27 protein-coding genes and 1 tRNA gene are annotated in these 23,795 nt (G+C 54.2%); 11 read left to right on the forward strand and 17 right to left on the reverse strand.

Annotated features, from left to right (window positions below; all coding sequences use genetic code 11):
- Positions 1 to 236 precede the first annotated feature (236 nt).
- The 4 genes from EV12_RS06445 to EV12_RS06455 form a co-directional block, all read right to left on the reverse strand.
- The gene (locus tag EV12_RS06445) at positions 237 to 605 is read right to left on the reverse strand and encodes a hypothetical protein (RefSeq protein WP_036913547.1); all 369 of its coding nucleotides are present in this window, start codon (positions 603 to 605) and stop codon (positions 237 to 239) included.
- 25 nt (positions 606 to 630) lie between these two features.
- A complete protein-coding gene (locus EV12_RS14165; RefSeq protein ID WP_193742171.1) occupies positions 631 to 804 on the reverse strand; it encodes a hypothetical protein in 174 nt (57 codons plus the stop codon).
- A gap of 96 nt (positions 805 to 900) precedes the next feature.
- Positions 901 to 1,494 carry a dCTP deaminase gene (gene dcd, locus EV12_RS06450; RefSeq protein WP_036913549.1) on the reverse strand — a complete coding sequence of 198 codons (594 nt, stop codon included), beginning with the start codon at positions 1,492 to 1,494 and terminating at the stop codon, positions 901 to 903.
- Positions 1,494 to 2,108 carry a cob(I)yrinic acid a,c-diamide adenosyltransferase gene (locus EV12_RS06455; protein WP_036913882.1) on the reverse strand — a complete coding sequence of 205 codons (615 nt, stop codon included), beginning with the start codon at positions 2,106 to 2,108 and terminating at the stop codon, positions 1,494 to 1,496. The genes dcd and EV12_RS06455 overlap by 1 nt, the downstream gene beginning before the upstream one ends.
- Before the next feature lie 141 nt (positions 2,109 to 2,249).
- Here EV12_RS06455 and rph point away from each other — a divergent pair, with 141 nt between their 5' ends.
- The 4 genes from rph to EV12_RS06475 all read left to right on the forward strand — a co-directional run bounded on the left by rph (position 2,250) and on the right by EV12_RS06475 (position 5,492).
- Positions 2,250 to 2,984, forward strand: coding sequence for a ribonuclease PH (gene rph / locus EV12_RS06460; RefSeq protein ID WP_036913551.1), 735 nt, complete (start codon positions 2,250 to 2,252; stop codon positions 2,982 to 2,984).
- Between the two features lie 74 nt (positions 2,985 to 3,058).
- The gene (gene ntcA / locus EV12_RS06465) at positions 3,059 to 3,793 is read left to right on the forward strand and encodes a global nitrogen regulator NtcA (protein WP_036913554.1); all 735 of its coding nucleotides are present in this window, start codon (positions 3,059 to 3,061) and stop codon (positions 3,791 to 3,793) included.
- 65 nt (positions 3,794 to 3,858) lie between these two features.
- Positions 3,859 to 5,064 carry a DUF3084 domain-containing protein gene (locus EV12_RS06470; RefSeq protein WP_036913557.1) on the forward strand — a complete coding sequence of 402 codons (1,206 nt, stop codon included), beginning with the start codon at positions 3,859 to 3,861 and terminating at the stop codon, positions 5,062 to 5,064.
- The gene (locus EV12_RS06475) at positions 5,061 to 5,492 is read left to right on the forward strand and encodes a resolvase (protein ID WP_241466539.1); all 432 of its coding nucleotides are present in this window, start codon (positions 5,061 to 5,063) and stop codon (positions 5,490 to 5,492) included. The genes EV12_RS06470 and EV12_RS06475 overlap by 4 nt, the downstream gene beginning before the upstream one ends.
- On the opposite strand, the gene EV12_RS06480 is transcribed toward EV12_RS06475, so the two are convergent.
- From EV12_RS06480 to psbH, 4 genes are read right to left on the reverse strand one after another with little or no spacing between them, the layout of a single operon-like run.
- The gene (locus EV12_RS06480; RefSeq protein ID WP_036913563.1) at positions 5,476 to 5,733 is read right to left on the reverse strand and encodes a DUF3146 family protein; all 258 of its coding nucleotides are present in this window, start codon (positions 5,731 to 5,733) and stop codon (positions 5,476 to 5,478) included. The two genes, EV12_RS06475 and EV12_RS06480, sit on opposite strands and share 17 nt — an antisense overlap.
- Positions 5,733 to 6,353 carry an aminoacyl-tRNA hydrolase gene (gene pth, locus EV12_RS06485; RefSeq protein WP_036913566.1) on the reverse strand — a complete coding sequence of 207 codons (621 nt, stop codon included), beginning with the start codon at positions 6,351 to 6,353 and terminating at the stop codon, positions 5,733 to 5,735. Before pth ends, EV12_RS06480 begins: the two co-directional genes overlap by 1 nt.
- Positions 6,354 to 6,360: 7 nt before the next feature.
- Positions 6,361 to 6,636, reverse strand: a complete 276-nt coding sequence (locus EV12_RS06490) for a TatA/E family twin arginine-targeting protein translocase (protein WP_036913569.1) — start codon at positions 6,634 to 6,636, stop codon at positions 6,361 to 6,363.
- 34 nt (positions 6,637 to 6,670) lie between these two features.
- Positions 6,671 to 6,859: a photosystem II reaction center phosphoprotein PsbH gene (psbH, locus tag EV12_RS06495; protein ID WP_036913571.1), complete on the reverse strand. Its 189-nt coding sequence runs from the start codon at positions 6,857 to 6,859 to the stop codon at positions 6,671 to 6,673.
- Positions 6,860 to 6,946: 87 nt separating this feature from the next.
- On the opposite strand from psbH, the gene psbN reads away from it, so the two are divergent.
- The gene (gene psbN, locus EV12_RS06500) at positions 6,947 to 7,090 is read left to right on the forward strand and encodes a photosystem II reaction center protein PsbN (protein ID WP_011827045.1); all 144 of its coding nucleotides are present in this window, start codon (positions 6,947 to 6,949) and stop codon (positions 7,088 to 7,090) included.
- Between the two features lie 8 nt (positions 7,091 to 7,098).
- Here psbN and EV12_RS06505 read toward each other — a convergent pair whose 3' ends face one another.
- Complete coding sequence (locus tag EV12_RS06505) at positions 7,099 to 10,113, reverse strand: alpha-mannosidase (RefSeq protein ID WP_036913574.1); 3,015 nt, start codon at positions 10,111 to 10,113, stop codon at positions 7,099 to 7,101.
- A 63-nt stretch (positions 10,114 to 10,176) separates the two neighbouring features.
- Here EV12_RS06505 and EV12_RS06510 point away from each other — a divergent pair, with 63 nt between their 5' ends.
- Positions 10,177 to 10,296 carry a photosystem II reaction center protein I gene (locus EV12_RS06510; protein ID WP_011131207.1) on the forward strand — a complete coding sequence of 40 codons (120 nt, stop codon included), beginning with the start codon at positions 10,177 to 10,179 and terminating at the stop codon, positions 10,294 to 10,296.
- 105 nt (positions 10,297 to 10,401) lie between these two features.
- The gene (locus EV12_RS06515) at positions 10,402 to 13,629 is read left to right on the forward strand and encodes a DUF3769 domain-containing protein (RefSeq protein WP_036913577.1); all 3,228 of its coding nucleotides are present in this window, start codon (positions 10,402 to 10,404) and stop codon (positions 13,627 to 13,629) included.
- 9 nt (positions 13,630 to 13,638) lie between these two features.
- On the opposite strand, the gene EV12_RS06520 is transcribed toward EV12_RS06515, so the two are convergent.
- From EV12_RS06520 to EV12_RS06550, 7 genes are all read right to left on the reverse strand, one after another.
- Positions 13,639 to 14,094 carry a pentapeptide repeat-containing protein gene (locus tag EV12_RS06520; RefSeq protein WP_036913580.1) on the reverse strand — a complete coding sequence of 152 codons (456 nt, stop codon included), beginning with the start codon at positions 14,092 to 14,094 and terminating at the stop codon, positions 13,639 to 13,641.
- A gap of 98 nt (positions 14,095 to 14,192) precedes the next feature.
- Positions 14,193 to 14,825 carry a 3-isopropylmalate dehydratase small subunit gene (locus EV12_RS06525; protein ID WP_036913583.1) on the reverse strand — a complete coding sequence of 211 codons (633 nt, stop codon included), beginning with the start codon at positions 14,823 to 14,825 and terminating at the stop codon, positions 14,193 to 14,195.
- Positions 14,822 to 16,258, reverse strand: coding sequence for a 3-isopropylmalate dehydratase large subunit (gene leuC / locus EV12_RS06530; protein ID WP_036913585.1), 1,437 nt, complete (start codon positions 16,256 to 16,258; stop codon positions 14,822 to 14,824). The genes EV12_RS06525 and leuC overlap by 4 nt, the downstream gene beginning before the upstream one ends.
- Before the next feature lie 25 nt (positions 16,259 to 16,283).
- Positions 16,284 to 17,555, reverse strand: coding sequence for a competence/damage-inducible protein A (locus EV12_RS06535; RefSeq protein WP_193742172.1), 1,272 nt, complete (start codon positions 17,553 to 17,555; stop codon positions 16,284 to 16,286).
- Positions 17,548 to 18,693: an MraY family glycosyltransferase gene (locus tag EV12_RS06540; RefSeq protein WP_036913591.1), complete on the reverse strand. Its 1,146-nt coding sequence runs from the start codon at positions 18,691 to 18,693 to the stop codon at positions 17,548 to 17,550. The genes EV12_RS06535 and EV12_RS06540 overlap by 8 nt, the downstream gene beginning before the upstream one ends.
- 88 nt (positions 18,694 to 18,781) lie before the next feature.
- Complete coding sequence (glyA, locus tag EV12_RS06545) at positions 18,782 to 20,071, reverse strand: serine hydroxymethyltransferase (protein WP_036913594.1); 1,290 nt, start codon at positions 20,069 to 20,071, stop codon at positions 18,782 to 18,784.
- Positions 20,072 to 20,197: 126 nt separating this feature from the next.
- A tRNA-Arg gene (locus EV12_RS06550) sits at positions 20,198 to 20,271 on the reverse strand.
- Between the two features lie 92 nt (positions 20,272 to 20,363).
- Between EV12_RS06550 and EV12_RS06555 the strand changes: the two genes are divergently transcribed.
- Genes EV12_RS06555 through EV12_RS06565 form a run of 3 tightly spaced genes read left to right on the forward strand, consistent with a single transcriptional unit; the run spans position 20,364 to position 21,240 of the window.
- Positions 20,364 to 20,618, forward strand: coding sequence for a hypothetical protein (locus tag EV12_RS06555; protein ID WP_036913597.1), 255 nt, complete (start codon positions 20,364 to 20,366; stop codon positions 20,616 to 20,618).
- A gap of 42 nt (positions 20,619 to 20,660) precedes the next feature.
- Positions 20,661 to 20,951 (forward strand): DUF3181 family protein, encoded by a 291-nt coding sequence (locus EV12_RS06560; RefSeq protein WP_036913600.1) that lies wholly within the window; start codon positions 20,661 to 20,663, stop codon positions 20,949 to 20,951.
- A 25-nt stretch (positions 20,952 to 20,976) separates the two neighbouring features.
- Positions 20,977 to 21,240 carry a hypothetical protein gene (locus EV12_RS06565; RefSeq protein ID WP_036913603.1) on the forward strand — a complete coding sequence of 88 codons (264 nt, stop codon included), beginning with the start codon at positions 20,977 to 20,979 and terminating at the stop codon, positions 21,238 to 21,240.
- Here the strand turns inward: EV12_RS06565 and murJ are convergent.
- Positions 21,227 to 22,834, reverse strand: a complete 1,608-nt coding sequence (murJ, locus tag EV12_RS06570) for a murein biosynthesis integral membrane protein MurJ (RefSeq protein ID WP_036913606.1) — start codon at positions 22,832 to 22,834, stop codon at positions 21,227 to 21,229. The two genes, EV12_RS06565 and murJ, sit on opposite strands and share 14 nt — an antisense overlap.
- A 59-nt stretch (positions 22,835 to 22,893) precedes the next feature.
- On the opposite strand from murJ, the gene sfsA reads away from it, so the two are divergent.
- Positions 22,894 to 23,673, forward strand: a complete 780-nt coding sequence (sfsA, locus tag EV12_RS06575) for a DNA/RNA nuclease SfsA (protein WP_036913884.1) — start codon at positions 22,894 to 22,896, stop codon at positions 23,671 to 23,673.
- Positions 23,674 to 23,795: the final 122 nt, after the last annotated feature.

Raw genomic sequence — 23,795 nt, forward strand, 5'->3', positions numbered from 1 at the left:
CATTTAGTCTTCCACTTCTTTTAGTCCTTAGAGTTATATTTTCGCAAATAGCTTCGTGGAACTTCATTGCAACTGGATACCACTCTTCTGGGCTTTGCTTGAGGCGACTATCGAAACAAAAAGAGATCAAGATTCCTTGCTAAACTTTATTTTTCTTGCTTCTTGCTCTTAGCTTTCCATCCCACCATTTGAACGTTTAACGACACCAATCAGACCTCTTTTATTGTCTACAGGCTTTATTGCTTTCTAAGGCCAGGCAACAGCAAAAACCCTATTGCAAGATGAATAAATACTCCTGGCCACAAAAGAACACCAATTACATCTTGGCTCACGCCAATAGACATTAATAAAATGCCTACAGCAATGTTATAACCACAAAGAGATTTCCTCGAATTTGGCATCGGTGCATGGCTTGATGCTTCCCAGCAAGCAAAACCAAGAGCAATAATTGCCAGTGCAAATAATCTTGCAATACCTACCAGTTCATTATCTATCGAATGGCCAAAAAGTAGTGTGCAAAATCTAACAGGCATAACGAAAGCAAAAATCCCGCCAAGGACTTCAAAGCCTGCAGAGAATCTCAATAGTAGAAAACTGCGCCTCATGGAATTATCTGGCAGTAATTCATTCTTAACCTTGCAGCAGGCTAATACTGAACACCAAAACTCCTACACAAGCGGCGAGTATGGCAACACTCACCCACAAAACAAAAGAGTTGCCAAACTGCCCCCATCCACCGAGATAATCGCCTGAGGTATTCGTCTCCACCTCAGGAGGTCCTGACTTTGGCTGCTTGTCTGACATAAGTGGTGGTGGAGATCAGTAGCTTCACTCTATCAATGTCTACAAAATCAAAAAGATCTGTTGAGAGCAGACATGCATTCAACAGATCTTTTTCGTTCAAATCCTGGCGAGAGTGACGCGTTCTGGCTGATGTTGATATTTACCCTGGCGATCGCTGTAGGTGGTATCGCAGGGATCACCCTCGAAGAAAAGAAGCTGACAAATGCCTTCATTGGCATAGATACGGCAATCAGCTCCAGAACTATTGCTGAATTCAAGAGTGAGATGCCCTTCCCAACTGGCTTCGGCGGGGGTTGTATTGACGATGATACCAAGGCGGGCATAGGTACTCTTGCCTAAACAAATCACAGTGATATTTGATGGCACCTTCATCTTCTCCAGCGCCACACCGAGACCATAAGAATGAGCAGGCAGGATGAAATACTCGCCATCCTCGTCCTGATGCAAAGGGGTGGGTTCGAGATTTGCAGGATTGAATCGCTTCGGATTCATCACCGTGCCTGGTACATGGCGAAAGATCAGAAACTCCTTCGCAGAGAGCCTGAGGTCATAACCAAAGGAAGAACAGCCAAAGCTGAGCACAGGGCGCTGATGCTGCTCTGGATCAAGATGTCGAATCAATCCGGCTTGAAAGGGTTCAAGCATCCCTGCTGCGGCCTGTTCGGTGATCCAGCGGTCGTTTTTAAGCATTAGAAACCACGACGCAACTCAGTGACCTGATCAGCCATTGCCATCAGGATCGATGGCATGACTGAGCCAGTCAAAATGACATCCATCGACCCGGGCCGCTGTTCCAGAGTTGTTACCACATCAGCTTCATTGAGATAACCAAGAGCAATCGCCAGACCAACCTCATCCAACACCATTTGATCCAAATCACTCGCCAAGATGCGATCCCGACATTCCTGCCAAATGGCCTCCACGGCCTCAGGCGCGCTGGAGTTAACGGCAAGCGTTGAAGCAGGCTCAGATAGACAGCCAGGAACCGCAGGGCGCAGCCACTCAAGTCGCCCACATAGGTGCACACGCCCATCTGGGCCTTGATCCACTCCTCCCTTCAGGAACTGAGCCACCAACACACGACTTCCCAGCCCAGCCGCTCTTAACGCCTGACTCAAGACAACAGAAAAACTGCCTCGATAGGGGGCTGTATAAACCTGAAGTTGCCCTTCAGGGGCCACCAGGTGCAGCAGCCGCCTATCAGCAACTGCTGCCAAAGACCGACTCCCATCACTCTCCTGCGAGCGATGATCCGTCATACACGGATCCACGGAGCGATGGCTGGGGCTCAGGCTGGCAGTCATAAAAATCTCAATCGCCCCGACAAAACCAGCAGGAATCAAATGTAGCGGTGAGAAGCTGCTTAACAAGGCTCTTGACACTATCCCTGGTGTAAAAGCACCTGTTTCTGCCAGGCTCAGGTCATCTCACCCACCAACAGCACGATGCTCACATCCCCCCAGCCCCGTGCTGACGGCCGCCTTGCTGACGTGATGCGGCCACTTCAGATCACATGGGATCCAATGGGCTTTGCCCTCAGTTCCTTAATCATCCGCACTGGTCGCACCGCAGTCCTATGCAGTGTTTGCGTTGAAGAAGGTGTACCTCGCTGGCGCAAAGGCCAGGGCAAAGGCTGGCTGAGCGCCGAGTACCGCCTTCTCCCTGGGTCTACACCGCAAAGGCAGAACCGTGAACTGCTCAAGCTTTCCGGACGAACTCAAGAGATTCAGCGCCTCATTGGCCGCAGCCTGCGCGCCGTGATCGACATGGCCGCCCTTGGGGAAACCACCCTGCGAATTGATTGTGACGTCATTCAGGCTGATGCCGGCACACGTACAGCCGCCATCACCGGCGCATGGATCGCCTTAAAGAGAGGCTGCGATCGCTTGCTGGAGCAAGGCCTTCTTACGCATCAGCCCCTCATCGACCAAGTTGCTGCAGTCTCCGTTGGTTTAGTCGAAAGTCATCCCCTCCTCGACCTCGACTACAGCGAAGACTCCAGGGCTGATGTGGATCTGAACGTGGTCATGGGCTCTAATGGGCACCTACTGGAGCTGCAGGGCACCGCTGAAGGGGCTCCATTCAGCAGGAATCAACTCAACGACTTGCTGAATCTGGCGGAACCCGGCCTACAACATCTACAAGCCTTCCAACGTTCGGCGTTAATGCAAGAAGACTAAAAACAGTCACCATTGCTACATGGTGGTGGAGGTCCACTCCCTAGCTTCATATTTCTGCCATTTGCGGCGCAGCCATGGCCGGCGTCATCCACGGTTTCAGCCGTTACGCCCAGCAACCCTATGTTCAAGGGGCCGGAAGTTTGGCCAACTCGCCTGCTCCAACCCAGAAAACCCTGCTGGAAGTCATCCGCGAACTGGATGGCGCCAGCAACGAAATGGTGGAACGTTCTAAAACCATCTTCTTCCCTGGCGATCCTGCCGAAAAGGTTTATCTCATCCGACGCGGCGCTGTTCGACTCTCTCGGGTCTATGAATCTGGTGAAGAGATCACCGTGGCATTGCTGCGTGAAAACAGTCTGTTTGGCGTGCTCTCACTGCTCACAGGCCATCGCTCGGACCGTTTTTATCACTCTGTAGCCTTCACCCGAGTGGAAATGATCACAGCGCCAGCCACCTCAGTTCGCCAGGCGATCGAAAACGACACCAGCGTGGGATTACTTCTGCTGCAGGGTCTCTCGAGTCGGATCTTGCAAACCGAGACCATGATCGAGACCCTCACTCACCGCGACATGTCATCAAGGCTTGTGAGTTTCCTACTAGTCCTCTGCAGGGATTTCGGGGTTCCAGGAGAGCAAGGAATCACGATTGACCTACGCCTCTCACATCAGTCCATCGCTGAAGCAATCGGCTCGACTCGCGTCACCATTACTCGCCTGTTAGGAGACCTGCGCAATTCAGGTCTAGTACAAATCGATCGCAAGAAAATCACCGTTCTTGATCCGATCGCCCTTGCCAAAAAGTTCAACTGATCCCCGTCCCAGTCCAGGATGGTGGAACGGGTTGACACTATTCCTGATCCCACCCGCCCATTGTCGTGACCGGCTGGCTGCTGATCCTCTCCCTGCTCGTACTCGGTGGTGTGCTCTCCACCCTCGGCGATCGTCTCGGCAGCCGTGTAGGCAAAGCAAGGCTGAGCCTGTTCAATCTCAGACCACGAACGACAGCCGTATTCATAACCGTTCTCACTGGCAGCCTGATCAGCGCCCTGTCCCTAGGACTGATGCTGCTGGTCAGTCGACAACTGCGAGTAGGACTTTTTGAACTGGATGATCTTCAGGCCAAGCTCCAACAAAGCCGCGATGCCCTCAATTCAAGTCGCTCGGCCCAGTTCAATGCCGAGCTTGATCTCAAGCAGGCCAGGTCGGACAGCAATCAGGTTCAGAATGAACTGAAGGAAGCCAAAAAGCGAGCCGCCGCCCTTCGCAACGAACTCGCACCACTACAAAAACAAAGACAACAGCTCGAGGCGGAACGAGCTCGTCTCAGTCGCGACATTTCCAAAAAAGATGCCGACATCCGCCGAACGGAAGTTGAACTAGCCAATGTTCGCAGCAGAATTAGCGCGGCTGAAAAAGAACTGAAGCAGCTCGAGACCAACCTCATTGCCTTACGTCGAGGGGATGTTGTGCTGAGCAGTGGTCAGCAGCTTGCCGCAGCCACCCTGCGGCTCGATAACCCCAGCCAGGCGAAAGCCGTGATCGACCGCCTACTTCAGGAAGCAAACCTGGAGGCTTTTCGGCGCGTACGTCCCGGTGAAGAAGCCAATCGACAAATCCTGCTCGTGCCACGCACCGATATCAACCGAATCGAACAGATCATCCGAAAGCCAGGCACCTGGGTGGTCCATGTTCGCTCTGCCGCAAACGTGTTGCGTGGGGAGAACGTGGTGTACGCCTTCCCGGATGCTCGCCCAAATATCAACATCGTCCGAAAAGGCGAAGTACTCGCACGAACGACTCTTGACCAAAACGAGAAGAGCACCGAAAGCGTACGCAACCGACTTAGCCTCCTGCTTGCATCAACTCTGGCAGAGGTAAAAAGACGCGGATCCCTCAGTTCAGGACTGCAGTTCGATGGCAGTGAAATGAACCGGCTCGGCAAGGCATTACTGAACCGTTCTAAAGAGCGGGTTGAGCTAGAAGCCGTGGCACTTCGCAATAGCGATACGGCCGATCAGGTAGCGGTTGTCCTGCAGCCCGTGGGTGGTCCTTGGACAAAGATTCCCGAAGACAAACCATGACAAAGCTTGTGGCCGTAGATCCTGGCCGCAATAAATGTGGATTAGTTCTTGCCGATACAGGAACAAGTGCTGTGCTTGAGGGGAAAGTGGTGGCCGCAGCCGCTGTGATCGACCTCATCATGCATTGGCAAAACCAAGCACCCTTTGAAGGCATCTTGATCGGCAATGGCACCAGCAGTGAATACTGGCAAAACCTTCTGCTGCATATTGCCCCCTTGCAGGTGGTCGAAGAACGTGGAAGCACGCTGCGCGCCCGCCATCGCTATTGGGAGCTATGGCCCCCAAGCAACTGGCGCCGCTGGCTACCCCGAGGAATGATCCTGCCTCCCCATCATCTGGACGCCATAGCCGCCATGGTGTTGCTTGAAGACCACCTCGGGCAACAACTCCTTTGGCCCGGACCACCCAACTTCAGAATCGGGCCCTAACAGTGAACAGATAATCCCCACCAGGCTCAAGGTGGTAGTCAGCCTTAACGAGGAAGCGCAGTAAAGCATCCTCAATAAGTGCTCGCCCAAGAGAGGGTTCCACTCTCAGTTCACCCCGATCGAAAGCCCAGCTGAACTGCCACTGAAACCCCCCAGCCGAGACCTCGCCATCCAAGCGCTGATCGGCAAAGCTTTGCCGGTGTACACAGAGGCGAGCCGTTGTGACAGGCAAATGACTCATCAGCAGGCAGAACAACCCTCCGGTTGAAAAGCATTGAGACGATTACCTGCCCGTTCCAACCCAAGGCATTGAATCAGATCCAAACCCATCAGCACCTCATCAAGCACTTGATCGACTAGGAGGCTCTCCTGCCGACTAAACACCCCGAGCACATGCGAGACCGTTCGAGCTCTACGTTCCTCAGAGGTACAACCTGGAGCACCGATCCCGATGCGCAGACGACAAAAATCCTGGGTCCCCAGATGTTGAATCGCGCTGCGCAAACCATTGTGACCTCCTGCACTTCCCTGGGCGCGAAGCCGCAGTCGACCCAAAGGCAAATCCATGTCATCTACAAGCACCAGCAACTGATCAACCTCCAAGCCAAACCAATCGATGGCTGCACGAATCGCCCGACCGCTTTCATTCATATAAGTCTGAGGCATCAGCAATCGAAGCCTCTCTGAGCCAACCCCTACTTCCGCCATCAGTCCATGGAATTTTGTTTGCGGCCGGAAACTGACTGACTTCTGCCCAGCCAACTTATCGAGGGCCATGAAGCCGATGTTGTGACGGGTACCGACATACTTTGACCCTGGATTACCTAGGCCTACCAATAGACGTAAACGACCCGGCCTCATACCACTCTCAGCTGGCGGGAGGGTTTTTAGCCTCCTGAGGGGATTCACTTATTTCATTGGAATCTTGCTGCGTGGACTCTTCAGTCGCAGCCTGTTCGATGGACTCAGGTTCTGCCATCGTTTTATGAATCTCGCGCTCGAACTCCTTTGAGGCTGCCTGAAAACCTTTCAAGGTTTTCCCAAGGGTGCGACCAAACTCTGGAAGTCGTTTAGGTCCAAAGACAAGCAATGCTATGGCGCCGATAACCGCCATCTCGGGGAGACCGATGCCAAACACATTCATAGACGAACCTCAGCCCAGCAGAGCCGAGGACAATCTATTCAAAGCTAATGCTTTGGAGGAGAAGCGACTGGTTGTAGATCTGCAAGATGGTCACCATGAAAATCAGCAACATGAAGCCGATCCCAGCCATCACTGGGGTAGTTCCCCAACCTGGCACTACCTTGCCAGGGGCGTAGCCGGGTAGAGATTTGATCAGATTTCCCAGACGGGTGCTTTGAGCCATAACGGAGCTTCGGTCTCGGATGGTGATTAAGCATGCCTACTGTAATGGTCATAGTCCGCATACGGACTAATCCTGTCGAGAGATGTGATGGAAAACTCCTCCTCCGAGACCTACTCCCTGCTCATTGCCATGGTCACCATCACCTTCGGGCTGACCGGATACGGTCTCTACACAGCTTTTGGTCCTCCCTCAAAAGAACTCGAAGACCCCTTTGAAGAACACGAAGACTGAAGATCACATCAATCGAAACGCTCAAGCAATAGTTCAGCCAACTCTCCAGGCTTCAGCTCTACCGCTTCGCCGAGACAGGACTCGTGAGCGCTACCAACCCGCCAAGTCTTCCCTACGGCCCAAGACTGGCGTGTTGCACCGGCATTAAGCACGCTGATCTTCAGCCGCCTTACTTCGGCATACGTCACAGCCAATGGAACCAGCTTTGAAGGCAGCGACGGCAATCCTGGCCATGACACCTTGAGATCAGAAGGCCCCAACCACCCAGGCTCTCGAAAAGCCAATGCTGCCTGAGGGACAGCCTCCCGACTCCAGCCATCAGGAACAGACATCAGTGCCAATCGCTGACAATGCCAACCCCGATCAGCAGAGGGATCTGGCCAGGTAGCCCCTCTAAGCAGAGAAACACCAAGCCTGTCTGGGCACACCTGCGCACCCTGAGGGCCATCCAATAACACCGCAAGGCCACCACCTGGCGCCGACGACTCGCTCGCCAACCAGGAGATCACAGGGACCTCCCAACGTGCTTGTTCTCTAGCAGTCATAGCCTCAGCAGGTCGTTCAATGACTCCACCGCTTGTATCCGCCGCCCATCGCACCGCTGAGCAAGCCAGGGGAACCTCCAAACGCAGTAACTCATGACTTTGACGCCAATCCACGCCTAGACGCAGCTCGAGCCAGGGGCAATCAGCCCTCAGCTGCACATCAAGCCGCAGAGCACTGCTCCCGGCCCAACCTCGATAGACCAAGCGCGCTACAAGCGGTCCGCGCTCCACAAGCTCCATCGAACCATTCCAGTTCAGAGCCAACGGATGCTGGCGATAATCAGCCGCCAGATCCCAGGCATCCCAAAATTCGCCACGATCGCGAAAAAGGCCCCAGATCAGAGGTCCTGCTAACTGAGGTATCCCGTTCCGATCCCAGAGTTGCTGCAAGCCTTCGGCACCAAAATCAGCTTCCAACAGGCCATTACCAATCCGCCAACCACCTTCATCAAGGGGCTGAATCTGCACAGCCCCACGAACAGGTAAACCATCAGCACCATCTAAGGCCTTACCGACACAACGTTGAAGCGGAACTGCTGTCACCCCTTGCTGCACAGGCAACTGCACCCAGGTTCCGCCTCCCTTGGCCTCTTGGCATGGAAGCCTCCCATCTGCGCTGCCCCATTGGTCTCGGGGCAATCTCAGCACCGGCGACCAACGCTGTAGTGGCTGTAGAGCCATCCAGACCCAGCCCCCCTCGGAAGACTCTGGATCGAATCGATCGGAGCAGGAGACCCCACTGCGCAAAAGCTGCTGCAGATGCTGGTCGCGGCTCCGCCTTGACTCACGACATGACGATCGCCAGACCGGCTCAGCCTGCTCAAACACTTCAGGGATCGATGTACCTGGAAGGATGTCGTGAAATTGCTGAAAGAGCAAAGGCCGCCAATCTGGCAATGAAGATACCGAGGTTCCAGGAACGTCAGTCCTATCGCCAAGATGGCAAGCCAGCAAAGCTATAGCTAGGTCTGCTTCCCTCAAAAGCCTTTCAAGGTGACGATTTTGACGCTTCTGATCGGGACGGGTCGTCGCACAACCGCGATGAAGCTCCAAATAGAGCTCATCACGCCACACCGGCAAAGTCTCAATATGAGCCTCAAGTGTCGCAAGATAAGACCTTACTGTGCTCGACCTCTGGGGTAAAGCCTGGGGATGATCCTCCCAAAGCTGCAGCTGCTCCAGCATTTCCGCAGTGGGACCACCTCCATGGTCGCCAACTCCCGGAACCCACAAAGCCTCTTCAACAGCGGTAGACGCCTGCCAAGACCGCTGCTCGCGAAGCATGGCCATCGGATTCCCATCAGTGCCAATTGGCGGAAGCATCAGCGCTAGTACCTCAGCCTGTCCACGACTGCACCAACGAAACAGTCGATGCGGGAAGGGATTGCTGGCATTCCAGGCCAGTTTATGGGTGCAGAACCAACGGATTCCTGTCTGGGTAGCTACCGCTGGCAATCCAGCGGCAAAGCCAAAGCTGTCTGGAAGCCAGGCCAACTGATGGGACCACTCCGGAAATGCTGATCGGCTGTACTGCTGTCCAAGCGTGAACTGTCGCCAAAGCGAAGCAGTGCTCACCAGTACACAATCAGTCTCGACCCAAGGGCCATTGATCGGCTCCCAACGACCTGCCCTACTTGCATCCTGAAGCGCAGCAAACAAAGTTGGACGGTGATGTTCAACCCACTGATAGAGAGCAGGCGAGGAGTGGCTGAAATGGAAATCAGGAAATCGCTGCATCAGGTGCAGCACAGAACGGAACGTGCGCTCTGCCGCCTGCCAGGTGTCAGCCACTGACCACAGCCAGGCCAAATCAAGATGGGCATGGCCGATCCAATGGATCAGCCCCGGCGGCCGCGCTGCATTGCGTAGTTGCTGGTCGACAGCCACGGTTGCCTCCTGACTGTGCGGATCCAGCTCAAGCCAAGCCTCCGGCAACACCTCTCCCGCCTCTAAATAGAGCGCCAGCGCTTCAGGCAGCAGAACCTGATCTGGATCCACTGCAACGGCCCTGGGTTCCAGCACCAACTCACTATTGATCAACGCGCCATCGTCATGGCTAGGACTCCTCAACTCCAGCAACAGTGTTAAAGGTCGCTCCAAACGGATCGATTCAGGAAGGCTCCAACGACAAGTGGTATCGAACAGATCCCCCTCATGCACCAACACACCATCCACCCACAGCCGCATCTGATCAGCCCACCAACCCAAGACCAGCCGCAAACAACTGGCTTGAGCTTGTCGCCAGTCTTCAGGACAAAGGATCTCCTGCTGCAATTGCAGCCATACTCCGCCTCGAGGCCAGACCAATAAACCTCTGTTAAACCAGTCGGGTCGATGGATTTGAGCCCAATCATCGTGAAGCAGAGACAGCCGATCACGATCCCCTGCGCGATACCAACCTGGCTTGAGATCCCGCCGAGAGCGACTTCGAAAAGTTTCAATCCACGCCAATCGTCGGGCTTGAAGCTGCTTCTGCATCCCTAAGCGTCCTCTATGCCCCATAAGATGTCATCGATGTACTAGAAGCTGAACGGTCTCTCCATGCTCGCCCTCAAGCTCTCCGTTTACTCGGTCGTCTTCTTCTTCATTGCGGTTTTCGTCTTCGGCTTCTTGGCCAGCGATCCTTCGAGGACACCAGCCCGTAAGGATCTCGAAGACTGAAAACCTTTGCAAGCGAAACTTCTCGGGTCACGCAACACACTGGACTGAGGTCTGCTCAGATCTTCCATCAATTGTGGGAAGATCAGCTGCCCCAGCTGAAGCCTATTGGCGGCGAAAAGTCCCCCAACCCTTCTCGTTGGACTCTTACTTGCGACAGGGTTAATCCCTGCTGAAGCAAATTCTCAGCCAAGCAACTCATACAAAGAAGGCACCTCCTCGCCCACCCAAGCGGCTCCCATCGCAATACCAGCGAGGCAGATTGGGCAATCAACAGGCCTTCAACAACAGTCCAGCCTTCCAGAACAATCTCCCGAACCTCCACGAGAGCTCAAACTTCGGGCTAACCGTCAACGCTATGACGCCAGACAAGAGCGTTTTATCGCTGAAGGGAACGTCAAGGCCGTTCTCAATGGAGGCGTCCTTCATGCAGACCGCATTGAGTTCGACAGCAACTTCAACACCCTTTATGCCAGGGGTAGCGTTAATTTCCGCAAGGGATCTCAGTACTTCCAAGCCAGTTCCCTGCGCTACAGCCTGATTCAAAAAGAAGGTGAACTTGAGGACGTCTATGGCGTTCTAGACCTCGACAGCGCAGCAATCGACCTTGGCCCCACTTCACCCGATGCAGCTCAGATCCCACAAAACCCCTCAACGCCAAGACGGCTCCTAGCAATACAAGAAAGCGAAAGCCTCGGATTCCCCACCGCTTTAGACATTGAGTTAAACAGCACCACGGCTGGAGCTATCAGCAACCAGACCGCTTCAACAACGATCTGGAATCAAACTCTTGCCCAAAACAATCAATGGGTACAGCCAGATCAGCCACCGCAATCGTCCGAGACATCTCGACAAGACGAAAACAATCAACCAGGCATGGCCTGTCCACCTGTGCTGCCGCCGATACCAGACTGGCATCCCCATCCCTGGGCTGTAACGGCTTGGGGTGGCCAGATGATTGATTCAAATTTTGGAGACACCTTTCTGTTCAATGGCCGAATGAGGGAGGAATATCTACTGGGCCTTGGTCTACAGAAAAGAATCGCTCGTGCAGGCCCCTTCGCTCTTGAACTAGAAGCAGACCTCTTTGCTCACAATGCCAACCAACAAGCTGGAGGAGAATTCAATCAATCAGTACCATTTTCAGACACACCTGCCCAGAGCTTTGGTGAAGGTGTGCTGGGTATCGGTGCACGGCTATGGGTGCAACCGTGGTTGAGTTTTGGCGTGATCGAGGGAATCAGCTTCAACACGACCTATAGCAACTATGAAAAGACATACCGAGAGAACTATGCAAAATTGCTCAACTATCTGAGCTTTGAGCTTGAAGCCGCAGTCTCACAACAACTCTCTCTTGTGGGACGCATTCACCATCGCTCAGGAGCCTTCGGCACCTATAGCGGTGTCAAGGAAGGAAGTAATGCTTACCTTGTTGGCTTGAGATACCGCTGGGGCAAAGACAACACAGCACCGCAGCAAGTTGACGTTCCGCCACCACTGGGTTGTCCTGACCCCGATCGTGCTAATCGAACAACTCGCCAAGGACTTCAAGAGACACTTGAGTCGATCACCCTTGGGGAGGGTGACCCTAAAGCCCAAGCAGAGGCTCTCCCCCTTGGCACTACTCCTCCCCAAGCTGTTGCCACACGACAAAGACTCGCCCAGACGAATTCATCGACGCTCTCTCCAGCAGAGCAAGAAGCATTGCGCGCCAAGGCAATTGCCAAGATCGATCAACGTATTAGCAGCATCCAGTTCCAACAAGCTCTCACCATTGAGAGGCGACAGGGCGTTGGTCCGACAACAGGCAATATCGCAGAAAAAAACAAATACGGCGGAGTTCGCGCTTCTCAGCTCAAGCAACAGGGAGCCAGCAAACTCATCACTGGTTCTATCAGCCGCTGGAGGATTCAAGCCGCCAAGGTCACGATCAGCCCAGAGGGATGGAAAGCAGACCGCATGGGCTTCTCAAATGATCCCTACACACCTTCTCAAACGCGGATTGATGCCGAAGATGTGATTGCCACTGAAGAACCTAGTGGGGACATTGTGATCCAAAGCCGCCGCAATCGACTCATTGTAGAGGAACGTTTTCCTATCCCAGTCTCCAGAACCCAAACCATCAAAAAGCAGGAAGAGGTTGAGAACCGTTGGGTATTTGGCATCGACAATGAAGACCGAGACGGTTTCTTTGTCGGCCGTGATCTAAAACCTATTGAGCTGACAAAGAACTACACCCTCTCCCTCCAGCCTCAATTCCTCCTAGAGCGAGCCATCGACGGAGAGACAAAAAGCTACGTCGCGCCTGGCAGCTCGATTGACAGCAGCAAAACAACACAGCCAATTACGGCTGCTGACTTATTCGGCCTAGAAGCAGAATTAACTGGGAAAACTTGGGGGTGGGATGTTGATATTAATGCTGATATAAGTACCTTTAATCCTCTAAATATTGCTAATGGTAGCCGCTACTGGGGTGATTTAAAAAGGGACTTTGACATCCCCTGGATTGGTTCTTTGCAGGCCAACCTTTTTGCGGCTTATCGCTACGAAGCCTGGAATGGATCCCTAGGAGAAACTGATATTTATTCAGCCTATGGGGCTTTCCTCCAAAAGAAAGGTGATTGGGCATGGGGCAAACTGACTAACAACTATCTCCTTAGAGCAGGCGCAGGTAACTATCAAGCAGAAGAGTTCAAAAGTGAAAATCTTTCTGACCTCTGGCGCGCTAATTTCTACGGGTCATTAAACAGCAGCTATCCACTATGGATCGGCAAATCTGCTGCCCTAACACCTGAAGCAGCATACCGCTACTCACCTGTAGCAATCGTACCTGGACTTAGATTCAACACTAATCTCAAAACCACCTTTGATGCCTATGGCGATGGAGAGCGAAAAGCCACCATTGGTCTTACCGGAGGACCAGCGCTCACACTTGGGACATTCAGCAAGCCATTCTTAGACTTTACTCGTTTATCTATTAGTGGTGGGGGCACCTTAAAACAAGGCTCTAGCCCATTTAAATTTGACCAAAACATTGATCTCGCCACCCTAGGAATCGGCCTGACACAGCAAATCGCAGGACCTTTACTTCTTAATACCGGCGTCGCTTACAACGTAGACCCTAATTCACCTTATTACGGCGACATCATTAACTCAAACATCGAACTGCGCTGGCAACGTCGTTCCTATGACTTCGGTTTCTACTTCAACCCCTACAAAGGCATCGGCGGCTTTCGTTTCCGTCTCAATGATTTCAACTTCACCGGCACCGGCGTACCTTTTGTTCCCTATACACCCATCAATCAATTCGATCAATTTGAAGAACACCTCTTCTAATTGGCTTGATCATGGAGCACCTCCATAAATCAAATGACTACCGGTTAGATCAGCACCGGCAAACTGCATTCCTTCCGTACGCACATCTGGCGAGTAAGCATTGATCACCACAGCCTCACGTAAGTCTGCACGCCGCAAGTCTGTCCCACTCAACTCAGCATTCGTGAGCATTGCCCTATTGAGCTGAGCATCATCCAAGCGAGCCCCACTTAGATCAGCACCCTCAAGATTCGCTCCCTCGAGACGAGCGCCCCGCAGATCAGCATCGCGAAGGTCTACACCAATCAAATGAGCATCACGGAGGTCTGCCCCGCGCAAATCACAACTCCTACAGGCTCCGAATTGATGCAACTGCTCCATCTGTGTTGTGAAAGGCTCAACGTTGAGCGACACAACTGGCGCCGCAAACGCTGGAGAAGCTGACAAGACGAGCACCATGGTGCAGATGCAAGGGGGAGGAACCATGACCAGCTCGACTTTCTCTTTTCATAGACACGCTGCAAATGATCTGCCGCAGCAAATCACTAAAAAATTCAATCTTCCGTCTCCTCAACAAACAACCTTCAATGCAGCGACGCCACAAAATCATTGAGGTATGGGAGGTCCGCCATCGTGCGCTTTAGGGCTGCGTCCTGAGCCACCAACTGAGATGTGGCATCCCAACGTCCGCTAAGCAGCATCTCGAGAGGGCCAGACTCAAGCTGTAGATCCCATGATCCTGTAGCACTCGTCAACTGCTGAGTCTGAAGATTGAAGCCCCAGCTCTGCGACGGATCCGCGGCCACCGCCTGCTGCAAGGCATCAATCTGAGCAAGGGCGACAGTTGCACATGGAATTCCCAGCGCCAGACAGTTGCCATAGAAGATCTCTGCAAAGCCCTGACCAATCAGCGCACGGATACCCCAGCGCATCAGGGCTTGAGGTGCATGTTCACGACTAGAACCACAGCCGAAATTATCATTAACAACCAAGATCGAAGCACCCTGATGAACCGTCAGGTCGAAGGGATGTGAACCGCCCAGTTCCAAGCGATCATCCTCAAAAACCTGATCCCCCAGCGCCTCGAAACTCACACACTTAAGGAACCGGGCCGGGATGATCCGATCCGTGTCAATGTCGTCACCACGCAACATCAGGGCACGGCCACGCACCTGGTCTATAGAGCCATGGGGGAAAGGTATGGCCTCAATCGTCATTGGTGGAATCTTTTAGGAGTGGCAGTGTTGCTGATTAGCTTTCGCACATCGGTGACCCGACCGGTAATGGCAGCAGCAGCCACCATTGCGGGACTCATCAACAAGGTTCGGCCTCGGGACGAACCCTGACGCCCTTTGAAATTCCTGTTACTGGAACTTGCACTGATCTGACGCCCCTCTAGACGATCAGGATTCATCGCCAGACACATGGAACAGCCTGGTTCACGCCACTCAAATCCAGCCTTCCGAAAAACACCATCGAGCCCCTCTGCTTCAGCGGCCCTGGCAACTTGTTCCGACCCTGGCACCACAAAGGCCTTAATCCCTTGTGCTACATGGCGGCCCTTGGCAATAGCGGCAGCAGCCTTTAAATCACTGAGGCGACCATTGGTGCAACTGCCAATAAAACAAACATCAACTGGAACCCCTTCAATAGCCATTCCCGGCTCCAAGTCCATATAGCGACAAGCTTCCTCGGCGATTGGACGTTCACTTGGCTCAAGCGAATCAGCGGTCGGCACCGATTCGTCTACAGCAATGCCCTGACCAGGAGTGATGCCCCAGGTCACCATGGGAGCAACACTGGCCGCATCAAAACGCACCTCATCATCAAAGACAGCATTGGGATCACTGGCCAAGCTGCTCCACCAGGCCAATGCCCGATGCCAGGCCTCCCCAATAGGTGCATAAAACCGTCCTTGCAAATAGGCAAAAGTAATGCCATCAGGATTGACATATCCGCAGCGGGCACCTCCCTCAATCGCCATATTGCAGAGGGTCATACGTTCTTCCATGGAGAGCAAATCAATGGCCGGTCCGGCGAACTCATAGGCATAACCCACGCCAGCTTTGACCCCAAGGCTTCGGATCACATGAAGGATCAAATCCTTGGCATGAACACCGGAACCAAGCTGACCGTCCACCCAGATCCGGCGCACCTTGAGCTTGTTCATGGCAAGACTCTGACTGGCAAGCACATCCCGCACCTGGCTGGTCCCGATGCCGAACGCAATGGCGCCAAACGCCCCATGGGTGGACGTGTGTGAGTCACCACAAGCCACAGTCATGCCCGGCTGGGTCAGCCCCAACTCGGGAGCTATCACATGCACAATGCCCTGACGGCCACTGCCAAGGCCACAAAGAACAATCCCGTAATTGGCACAGTTTCGCTCCAAGGTGCTGAGCATCTCCTCAGCCAATGGGTCAGCAAACGGACGCGTCTGACTAATCGTCGGCACGATGTGATCGACAGTCGCCACGGTGCGCTCAGGGCACCGCACCGGCAAACCCTTGTCATGCAAAGCAGCGAACGCCTGCGGGCTGGTGACCTCATGGATCAAATGCAAACCCACAAATAACTGAGTGGATCCACCAGGCAGGTCAGCCACCCGATGTAGATCCCACACCTTGTCGTAGAGGGTGCCGGAGCTCAAGGTTCAGAGGCAGTAGCCGAAAACCTTAGCTCCCATCCAGCAGGAACCTGCGCAGCCGATCGAGACTGCGAACCACACTCAACTCCTGAATTGCCAACCTTCCACGACGGACACCGAACTGAACCGGGCTTGCCTCACAGCCATGCGGACCAGCCACTGCGATATGGACTAACCCCACAGGCTTGGCCTGCGTACCACCGCCGGGCCCTGCCACACCGCTCACCGCAATGGACCAATCTGCCCCGAGCCGTTGACGCGCGCCTTCAGCCATAGCCCGCACCACAGGATCGGAAACTGCACCGTGCTGATGCAAAAGGTCTGTGGATATACCCAGTAGGGCTTGCTTCATGGCATTGCTGTAAGCAATTACCCCGCCAAGAAAAACCTCAGAAGCTCTCGGAACAGCAGCCAAAGCGGCACCAACTCCACCACCTGTACAGGACTCTGCTACTACAACCGTCTCACCACGTTGACGCAATAAATCCAGCACAACCGAAGCCAAACTCTCATCATCCGAGCCGTAACAGAACAAGCCGGTGCGATGACGTAGCTCTGCATCCACTGGATCCAATAGCTGCCTCGCATGCTCGCCCGTTGCCCCCCGGGCCGTGATCCGTAGCTTCACCTCTCCCAGTCCGGCATAAGGGGCCACTGTTGGATTGCCCTGCTCAAGCAAATCAGCCACCTCTTCAGCCAGCGTGGATTCAGCAATGCCTGTAAACCGCAACAGCCGGCTCACAAAGATGTCAGCCACTCCTCCGTGCTGACGCAGCCATGGCACGGCTGTCTGGGACCACATCTGCTTCATTTCAGAAGGCACACCCGGAAAGGTGAGCACAGTGAACCCCGGCCGAGGACACCAGATCATCCCCGGCGCAGTGCCGGAGGGATTTGGAAGGATTTCAGCTCCACGAGGAAACAACGCCTGTTTGCGATTGCTGATTGCAGAAATGCTGCCGCCAGCAGTGAGCTTGGCCTGAATCTCGAGCCAAAGTTCTGGACGTTCCTCAAGCGGCGTATCAAAAGCAGCCGCCAAAGTTTCAGTAGTCAGATCATCAGGCGTTGGTCCTAGACCACCAGTGGTGATCAGAATCCGACTGCGATCAACAGCCTCCAGAACTGACTCTTTGAGACGTTCAACGTTGTCTCCTACAACAGTTTGCCGGTAATGAGGGAGCCCCAGAGCAGCCAGCTCCTCCGCTAACCAACGAGCATTGCTATTGAGGATGTTGCCAAGCAACAGCTCAGTACCAATGCAAAGGATCTCAACACCATGCCTAGCCGAAGCTTCAGCCATGACCATCCCGATAGGCACGTGGATCACTAGGAGCTGCAAGGGGGCTAGAAGGGTCTACGAAGGCACCTGCAGCACTACGTTGACGACGGCTGATCACGACCGTCGCCACGAGAATGGCTGTCGCTAAAGCCAACCACAAAAAACGCATTTCAGCATTGGCCACCACGAGAGCCAATGCTGCTAGCCATTGCGTAAACACGTAGATCAACAACACCGTTCGGCGATGACTGAAACCGGCGCGCAGCAGACGGTGATGAAGATGGCGCCGATCAGGATAAAAGGGAGAACGGCCCTCCCGTAAACGCCCCATAATCACTGCCGACATATCAGCCAAAGGCAGAGACAAAATCAACAGTGGCAGCAACAGACTGACGGTGGTGAGTCCCTTGGCTGGTCCCACGATGCTGATTGCTGCCAAGGTAAAGCCAAGGAAATATGAGCCGCCATCACCCATAAAAATGCGCGCTGGATTGAAGTTATGACGCAGAAAACCAAGACAACAGCCCGCCAAAGCAGCTGCAAGAAAACCTGCAGCCACTTGATGAAGTGAAAAACTGACTGACACAAGACCAACAGCGGCAATACCAGCCACTCCTGCCGCAAGACCATCAAGACCATCTAGCCAATTGATGGCATTGGTAATACCCACAAGCCACACCAGCGTGGCAGCAAGGCTAAGCAAATCCGGCAAGGCAATTAAAGAAGAGCCTTCCCCCAACCAGGGCAACTCAATCGTTCCGATGCGTACCCCCTGAGTCCACATTGCAAACGCAACGGCCACCTGTCCTGCCAAACGCGGCCAAGGAGACAAAACAAACAAATCATCTGCCAGGCCAATCACAAAAAAGCAAAGAGCCCCCGCCAGCGTGGACCAGATCAGCTGATCCTTCGCAGGCGCAAGTAAACCAAACCCCCCCAGCCCCCATGTCACTGCCAGAGCCAAACCAAATCCCAGCACCATGGCGATGCCACCAAGACGCACCATCGGAGTGCTGTGCTGCTTGCGGGAATCAGGCTGATCAGTGAGCCCGAGGTGAAGGCCTAGGGCCCGCACGAGTGGGACAACCAACGTGGTAAGTACAGCAGCCATCACGAAGCTCGCCGTAGCAAAAGCAAAGGGGCTGCTCGCGAGAGTCAAGTTTGCTCCTGTAGCAAGCGACCTAAAGATGGGCCGATAGGATGAATCCTAGGCAGAGCAAGCCTTTGATTCCAGAGCGAAGGGCCAGTCAAGCAAGCGCTGGCTGGAGGGCACCCCTGTAGAGAGGAAAACGGCCACAAAGTTGTCTCACCCGTTCCAAGCACTGCGCCTTGACCGATTCATCTTGCGGTTTAAGCAAACGATCTGCAATCACATCAGCAACCTCGCGGAATGCCTCCTCATCAAAGCCACGTGTTGTTAGGGCCGCCGTGCCCAACCGCAGACCACTGGTCACAAAAGGCGACTCAGGGTCAAACGGCACTGTGTTCTTATTGGCGGTGATGTTCACGTCACTGACAAGCAAATCAGCAACCTTCCCGGTCATTCCAATGCTGCGCAGGTCCAGCAAGACAAGGTGATTATCTGTTCCTCCACTCACCACCGCAATCCCGCGCTCCTGAATGCGACCAGCAAGGACCTGAGCATTCGCCACCACCTGGCAGCTATAAGCCTGGAACTCTGGCTGAAGAGCTTCTCCTAAGGCCACAGCCTTGGCTGCGATCACATGTTCCAAAGGGCCGCCCTGACTGCCAGGAAACACTGCCTTGTCAAACTTACGGCCAAAGTCCGCATCACGACAAAGGATTAAGCCGCCTCTGGGGCCGCGCAATGTCTTGTGGGTGGTCGTAGTCACCACATCACAGTGGGCCATAGGACTCGGATGGACCCCAGCCGCAACAAGGCCGGCAATGTGTGCCATGTCCGCCAACAAGTAAGCGCCCACCTCATCAGCGATGCTGCGGAAAGCAGCAAAATCGATCGTGCGGGGATAGGCCGAGTAGCCACAGATGATCAGTTGGGGACGCTCTTTCAGGGCCAGCTGACGAACAGCCTCCATGTCGAGCTGCTGACTATCACGCTCCACGCCGTAATGAACGACCTTGAACCACTTGCCGCTGACATTGACAGGAGAACCATGAGTGAGATGTCCCCCATGGGATAGATCCATCCCCATGATGGTGTCACCGGGCTGCAACAACGCCAGGAAGACGGCGAAGTTGGCCTGCGCGCCACTATGAGGTTGCACGTTGGCCCAGGCCGCACCAAAGAGCCGCCGAGCACGCTCGATCGCCAACTCCTCAATCGCATCGACATGCTCACAACCGCCGTAATAGCGCTTATGGGGAAGACCTTCGGCGTACTTGTTGGTGAGCACAGAACCCTGAGCCTGCATCACAGCTTGAGAAGTGAAGTTCTCACTGGCTATCAGCTCTAGATGGGTCTCCTGACGTTGCCTCTCCTGATCGATCAAGCCTGCAATCGCCGGGTCGGAATCTGTCAGGGCAGCATTAATAGAAGCCAAGAAGCGATCCGTCATTTACAGAATCCAACAGTTTTCGGATCGTAGGCAATGGTTCTTCACGTCTTAAAAACAGCCCTTAGCCCTGAGACCGCCGGCGGAACCAACTGCCAAAAAAAAACTGCCCGAAGGGCAGTTAATCAGCGCGCCTGGAGAGATTCGAACTCCCGACCCTCTGATCCGTAGTCAGATGCTCTAATCCGCTGAGCTACAGGCGCTTAGAAGGAAACATCAGACTGCATCATGGGGGCCTTCGTCAACCGAATCACATCCAAGCGCCACAATCGAGAGATCTACAAGGACACTGCTCATGCCAATTCGCTGGTACGGCAACGCCGACACAACCGACCCGACCTATCAACATTTCGCTCGAATCGTCAACTTCACCCTGCATGCCATGGCCTTTGCGGCTTTCAACAGTGGCCTTTGGTTCATTCAACAAATCCGCCACCCATGGCCACACTTGGATTGGTTCAGCGAAATCTGGCTGGCTGGACTCTTCCTCCACCTTGCATTTGTCTTAGTCAAAAGACCCAAGGCCAAGACCACCGGAGAGCAAGCCTGATCCCAACATCAAACCAGCATCCACCTAGCGAGACCATCCCTTATGACAATCGATCCAGCGGATTTAAAAGAGCTACAAATCTCCCTTGCCGATCGCATCTACCTTCAGATCGCCAGCTGGCATCTTTATCTGGGCGATGCGGGGCTTGCAGAAAACCTTGCCATCGAATGCAGCGTCAGACTCAATGAGGGTGCCAATGTGGCAGCCCGCCAAGCCCTGGAATCAGTGCAAGTGCCCCTGGGTGGAGGAAGCACCCGCCTACCACTGGCGCGCCTAATCCCAGCCTCTCAACTTCGTGACCTTGAGGAGATTCTGGAGCCCTACTGCCGATAAGGTTGCTGCCATCCATGGAGGGCCAGTGCTGATCATCGAGGTCACCAACGCCCGCGAAGTGATGCGTCAACGCATCGGACCACTAGGGGAGCGACTCATCGGCAAAGTTGTGGATGCTGAAGACCAGGTAGAGAAAGCCCTGATTCAAGAGCTCGAAAACGCCTTCCAGGAATTCGGGATCGAAGCACGCATCGTTTCGGTACATGGACCCCAGCTGGTGGGCCGAGACCATCTGGAACTACCGATTCAAGTCCGTGAGGATCGCGAAGTTCGCCTCAGCGAGGACTAACTCTGTAACGCAGCTCCCTCGCTAGCTCACGCACCTCAGCGACACCAAGAGAGATGCTGATTAGAGCGAATAAAACAAGGCCGGTGACCACTGACAGACACACCTCAATCAAAAGACCCAGCAGGTCCTGAGGCCATTCCACCAAGGTCGCCAGAGCCCAAGCCGCAAACCCTGCCGCCAGACCAGCCCAAAGCACCTTGATGCCATCAAAAGCCCACCGTTGCAAAGGCAAGCCCCCTAGCCGAGAATGCAAACCCACCAATAGAGCTGCGCAGGTCAGCAGATTGATTGCAACCGTCGCCAGCACCAAACCGGTAGCCCCGAAATTGAATGGCAACTGAGGGCCCCAAGGGGTTGGGCCACCAACCAACAACCAATCAAACAACACATTCAAGCCAATCCCTGCCGTAGAAAGTCGGAAGGGGGTAGTGCCATCACCTAGGGCATAAAACACACGCACCAGCAGATCACGAGCCAGATAGGCAGGCATGCCCACGCCATAGGCCATCAGCAATCCACTAACCAAGCTGGCCGCCTGGGCATCAAAGGCCCCTCGCTCGTACACCAAAGCAACGATTGGGGTCCCCAGAGCTACGAACATTGCCCCCAGAGGAACCATGCTGGCCGTAGACAACATCAACCCCTGACGGATGCGAGCGACTAGTGCAGGCCGATCTTCCGGGGCAGTGAGCCTGGCAAATGTTGGCAGCAGTGGCACCAGCAATGCATTGGAGATCAGCCCCAAAGGCGTCTGCACCAAAAGATTGGCGTAGCCCAGACCAGCTGCCGCACCCAAAATGCCGGAAGCAAAAAACAGATCTGTAAAGACATTGATCTGCAACATGCCTGAAGAAAGGGTGGCCGGACCCATGACCTGCCATACCTCCCGCACACCTGGATGATGCCAGTCCCAAACCAACTGCATCTTGGTCAAGCCTTGCCTGATCAACGCCGGCAGCTGAATCAGCCACTGCAACAGGGCTCCCACCAAGGTGGCTAGTGCCAAAACAATGCCACCCCTGAGGGCGAACTGCATGGAGCCGATGTCCGTCCCGACCTGCCACCACAAAACTCCGACACCAACCACCAAAGCAAGACTGGACATGATTGGTGAAACCGCCGGAATCCAGAACTCATCAACAGCATTAAGGGAGCCGAAGCCCAGGCCGATCAAACCCGCCAACAAAGCCATTGGTGCCATCACCTGAAGCTGAACCACCGCAATCCGATGCAGCTCAGGGCTCAGACCTGGGCCCAACAGAGTGATCAACGGATTGGCTGCCAGCACTAATAGAGCCGTCAACAACAACAAAGCAGCACTAACCATGGTGTTGAGCGCCGCCAACACATGAGCGCTCTCATGCCGCGGCCGTCTGCTGAGGACACTGACCATGGCGCTGTGGAAAGGACCGTTGATCCCACCCAGGAGAATCAACAGAAACCCCGGCAAGACATAGGCGTAGTTGTAAGCGTCATAAGCCGCTCCCACACCGAAAGCAGCAGCGATCACAAGCTGACGAACCAGCCCACCCACCTTGCTAAGCAAGGTGCCGACTGTGACAACCAGAGCAATACGCTTTAAGGATCTCCCCATCCTTGGGCCTCAGACCATCTGATCATTTAGCAGCATTCTCAAGCCCTGCAAGCATCCCCATGACCGAGGCAATCCCGGAAGGATCGTTAGGGAGTCCACTGCTCACATTCCCACCACTCGAGGAAGGAGTATTGGTCAAGCGCTACAAGCGCTTCCTTGCCGATGTGGAGCTCATCAGCGGCGAAATCGTGACAGCCCACTGCGCCAACACGGGCCCAATGACTGGTGTTCTTCATCCTGGAGGCAGAGTGCGACTACGCCATGCGCCTTCTCCCAAGCGCAAGTTGGCCTGGACATGGGAGCAAGCGGAGGCACCAAGCACCCAGGGCGGCCTCTGCTGGGTGGGTATCAACACAGCCTTGGCCAATAGCCTGATCAGAGCCGCGATTGAAGCCGGACACCTCAAGCAAGTCCTCGGTCCGATCGCAGCAATCCGTCCGGAAGTGACTTATGGAAGCAACCGCCGCAGCCGCATTGACCTGCTTTTAACCCCTGATACCAATTGCTCGGACACCAGACCCATTTACTTAGAGGTCAAGAACACCACCTGGACCGAACACTCCTTAGCCCTCTTTCCCGACACGGTGACAGAACGAGGGCAAAAACATCTCAAAGAGCTAATCGGTGTACTGCCAGAGTCCAGAGCAGTCTTGGTGCCCTGCCTCAGCCGCCACGATGTCAAAGCTTTCGCCCCAGGGGATAGCGCAGACCCCCACTATGGAAAGCTCTTTCGCCAGGCTCTGGCAGCTGGCGTGGAAGTAATTCCTTGTTGCTTCGGATTTCACCGCGACCAGATCACCTGGCAAGGCCTTAGGCCTACCAAGACGACACAGAGTTGACACAGCAAAAAGAGCTCCAGATGTAACAAAAAGAACTTTCACCCCGGCAAATAGACCTAAAAGCGTCCACTAATCCCATATTTCGTATCAACCTGAACATAAAAAAATCCCAAGTTGAGCAA

The sequence above is a fragment of the Prochlorococcus sp. MIT 0701 genome (assembly GCF_000760295.1).
Classification (GTDB): Bacteria; Cyanobacteriota; Cyanobacteriia; order PCC-6307; family Cyanobiaceae; genus Prochlorococcus.

What these genes read in the sequence shown, in the direction of transcription:
- EV12_RS06555 (WP_036913597.1), top strand. Translation starts at nt 20,364, where the DNA reads ATGCCAATTCGCTGGTACGGCAACGCCGACACAACCGACCCGACCTAT.
- EV12_RS06535 (WP_193742172.1), bottom strand. Translation starts at nt 17,555, where the DNA reads ATGGCTGAAGCTTCGGCTAGGCATGGTGTTGAGATCCTTTGCATTGGT.
- murJ (WP_036913606.1), bottom strand. Translation starts at nt 22,834, where the DNA reads ATGGGGAGATCCTTAAAGCGTATTGCTCTGGTTGTCACAGTCGGCACC.
- EV12_RS06505 (WP_036913574.1), bottom strand. Translation starts at nt 10,113, where the DNA reads ATGCAGAAGCAGCTTCAAGCCCGACGATTGGCGTGGATTGAAACTTTT.
- psbH (WP_036913571.1), bottom strand. Translation starts at nt 6,859, where the DNA reads ATGGCTCAAAGCACCCGTCTGGGAAATCTGATCAAATCTCTACCCGGC.
- EV12_RS06475 (WP_241466539.1), top strand. Translation starts at nt 5,061, where the DNA reads ATGACAAAGCTTGTGGCCGTAGATCCTGGCCGCAATAAATGTGGATTA.
- EV12_RS06490 (WP_036913569.1), bottom strand. Translation starts at nt 6,636, where the DNA reads ATGAATGTGTTTGGCATCGGTCTCCCCGAGATGGCGGTTATCGGCGCC.
- EV12_RS06445 (WP_036913547.1), bottom strand. Translation starts at nt 605, where the DNA reads ATGAGGCGCAGTTTTCTACTATTGAGATTCTCTGCAGGCTTTGAAGTC.
- EV12_RS06525 (WP_036913583.1), bottom strand. Translation starts at nt 14,825, where the DNA reads ATGACGATTGAGGCCATACCTTTCCCCCATGGCTCTATAGACCAGGTG.
- EV12_RS06560 (WP_036913600.1), top strand. Translation starts at nt 20,661, where the DNA reads ATGACAATCGATCCAGCGGATTTAAAAGAGCTACAAATCTCCCTTGCC.
- psbN (WP_011827045.1), top strand. Translation starts at nt 6,947, where the DNA reads ATGGAAAACTCCTCCTCCGAGACCTACTCCCTGCTCATTGCCATGGTC.
- EV12_RS06510 (WP_011131207.1), top strand. Translation starts at nt 10,177, where the DNA reads ATGCTCGCCCTCAAGCTCTCCGTTTACTCGGTCGTCTTCTTCTTCATT.
- EV12_RS14165 (WP_193742171.1), bottom strand. Translation starts at nt 804, where the DNA reads ATGTCAGACAAGCAGCCAAAGTCAGGACCTCCTGAGGTGGAGACGAAT.
- rph (WP_036913551.1), top strand. Translation starts at nt 2,250, where the DNA reads ATGCTCACATCCCCCCAGCCCCGTGCTGACGGCCGCCTTGCTGACGTG.
- pth (WP_036913566.1), bottom strand. Translation starts at nt 6,353, where the DNA reads ATGAGGCCGGGTCGTTTACGTCTATTGGTAGGCCTAGGTAATCCAGGG.
- glyA (WP_036913594.1), bottom strand. Translation starts at nt 20,071, where the DNA reads ATGACGGATCGCTTCTTGGCTTCTATTAATGCTGCCCTGACAGATTCC.
- ntcA (WP_036913554.1), top strand. Translation starts at nt 3,059, where the DNA reads ATGGCCGGCGTCATCCACGGTTTCAGCCGTTACGCCCAGCAACCCTAT.
- EV12_RS06520 (WP_036913580.1), bottom strand. Translation starts at nt 14,094, where the DNA reads ATGGTTCCTCCCCCTTGCATCTGCACCATGGTGCTCGTCTTGTCAGCT.
- EV12_RS06480 (WP_036913563.1), bottom strand. Translation starts at nt 5,733, where the DNA reads ATGAGTCATTTGCCTGTCACAACGGCTCGCCTCTGTGTACACCGGCAA.
- dcd (WP_036913549.1), bottom strand. Translation starts at nt 1,494, where the DNA reads ATGCTTAAAAACGACCGCTGGATCACCGAACAGGCCGCAGCAGGGATG.
- sfsA (WP_036913884.1), top strand. Translation starts at nt 22,894, where the DNA reads ATGACCGAGGCAATCCCGGAAGGATCGTTAGGGAGTCCACTGCTCACA.
- EV12_RS06455 (WP_036913882.1), bottom strand. Translation starts at nt 2,108, where the DNA reads ATGACTGCCAGCCTGAGCCCCAGCCATCGCTCCGTGGATCCGTGTATG.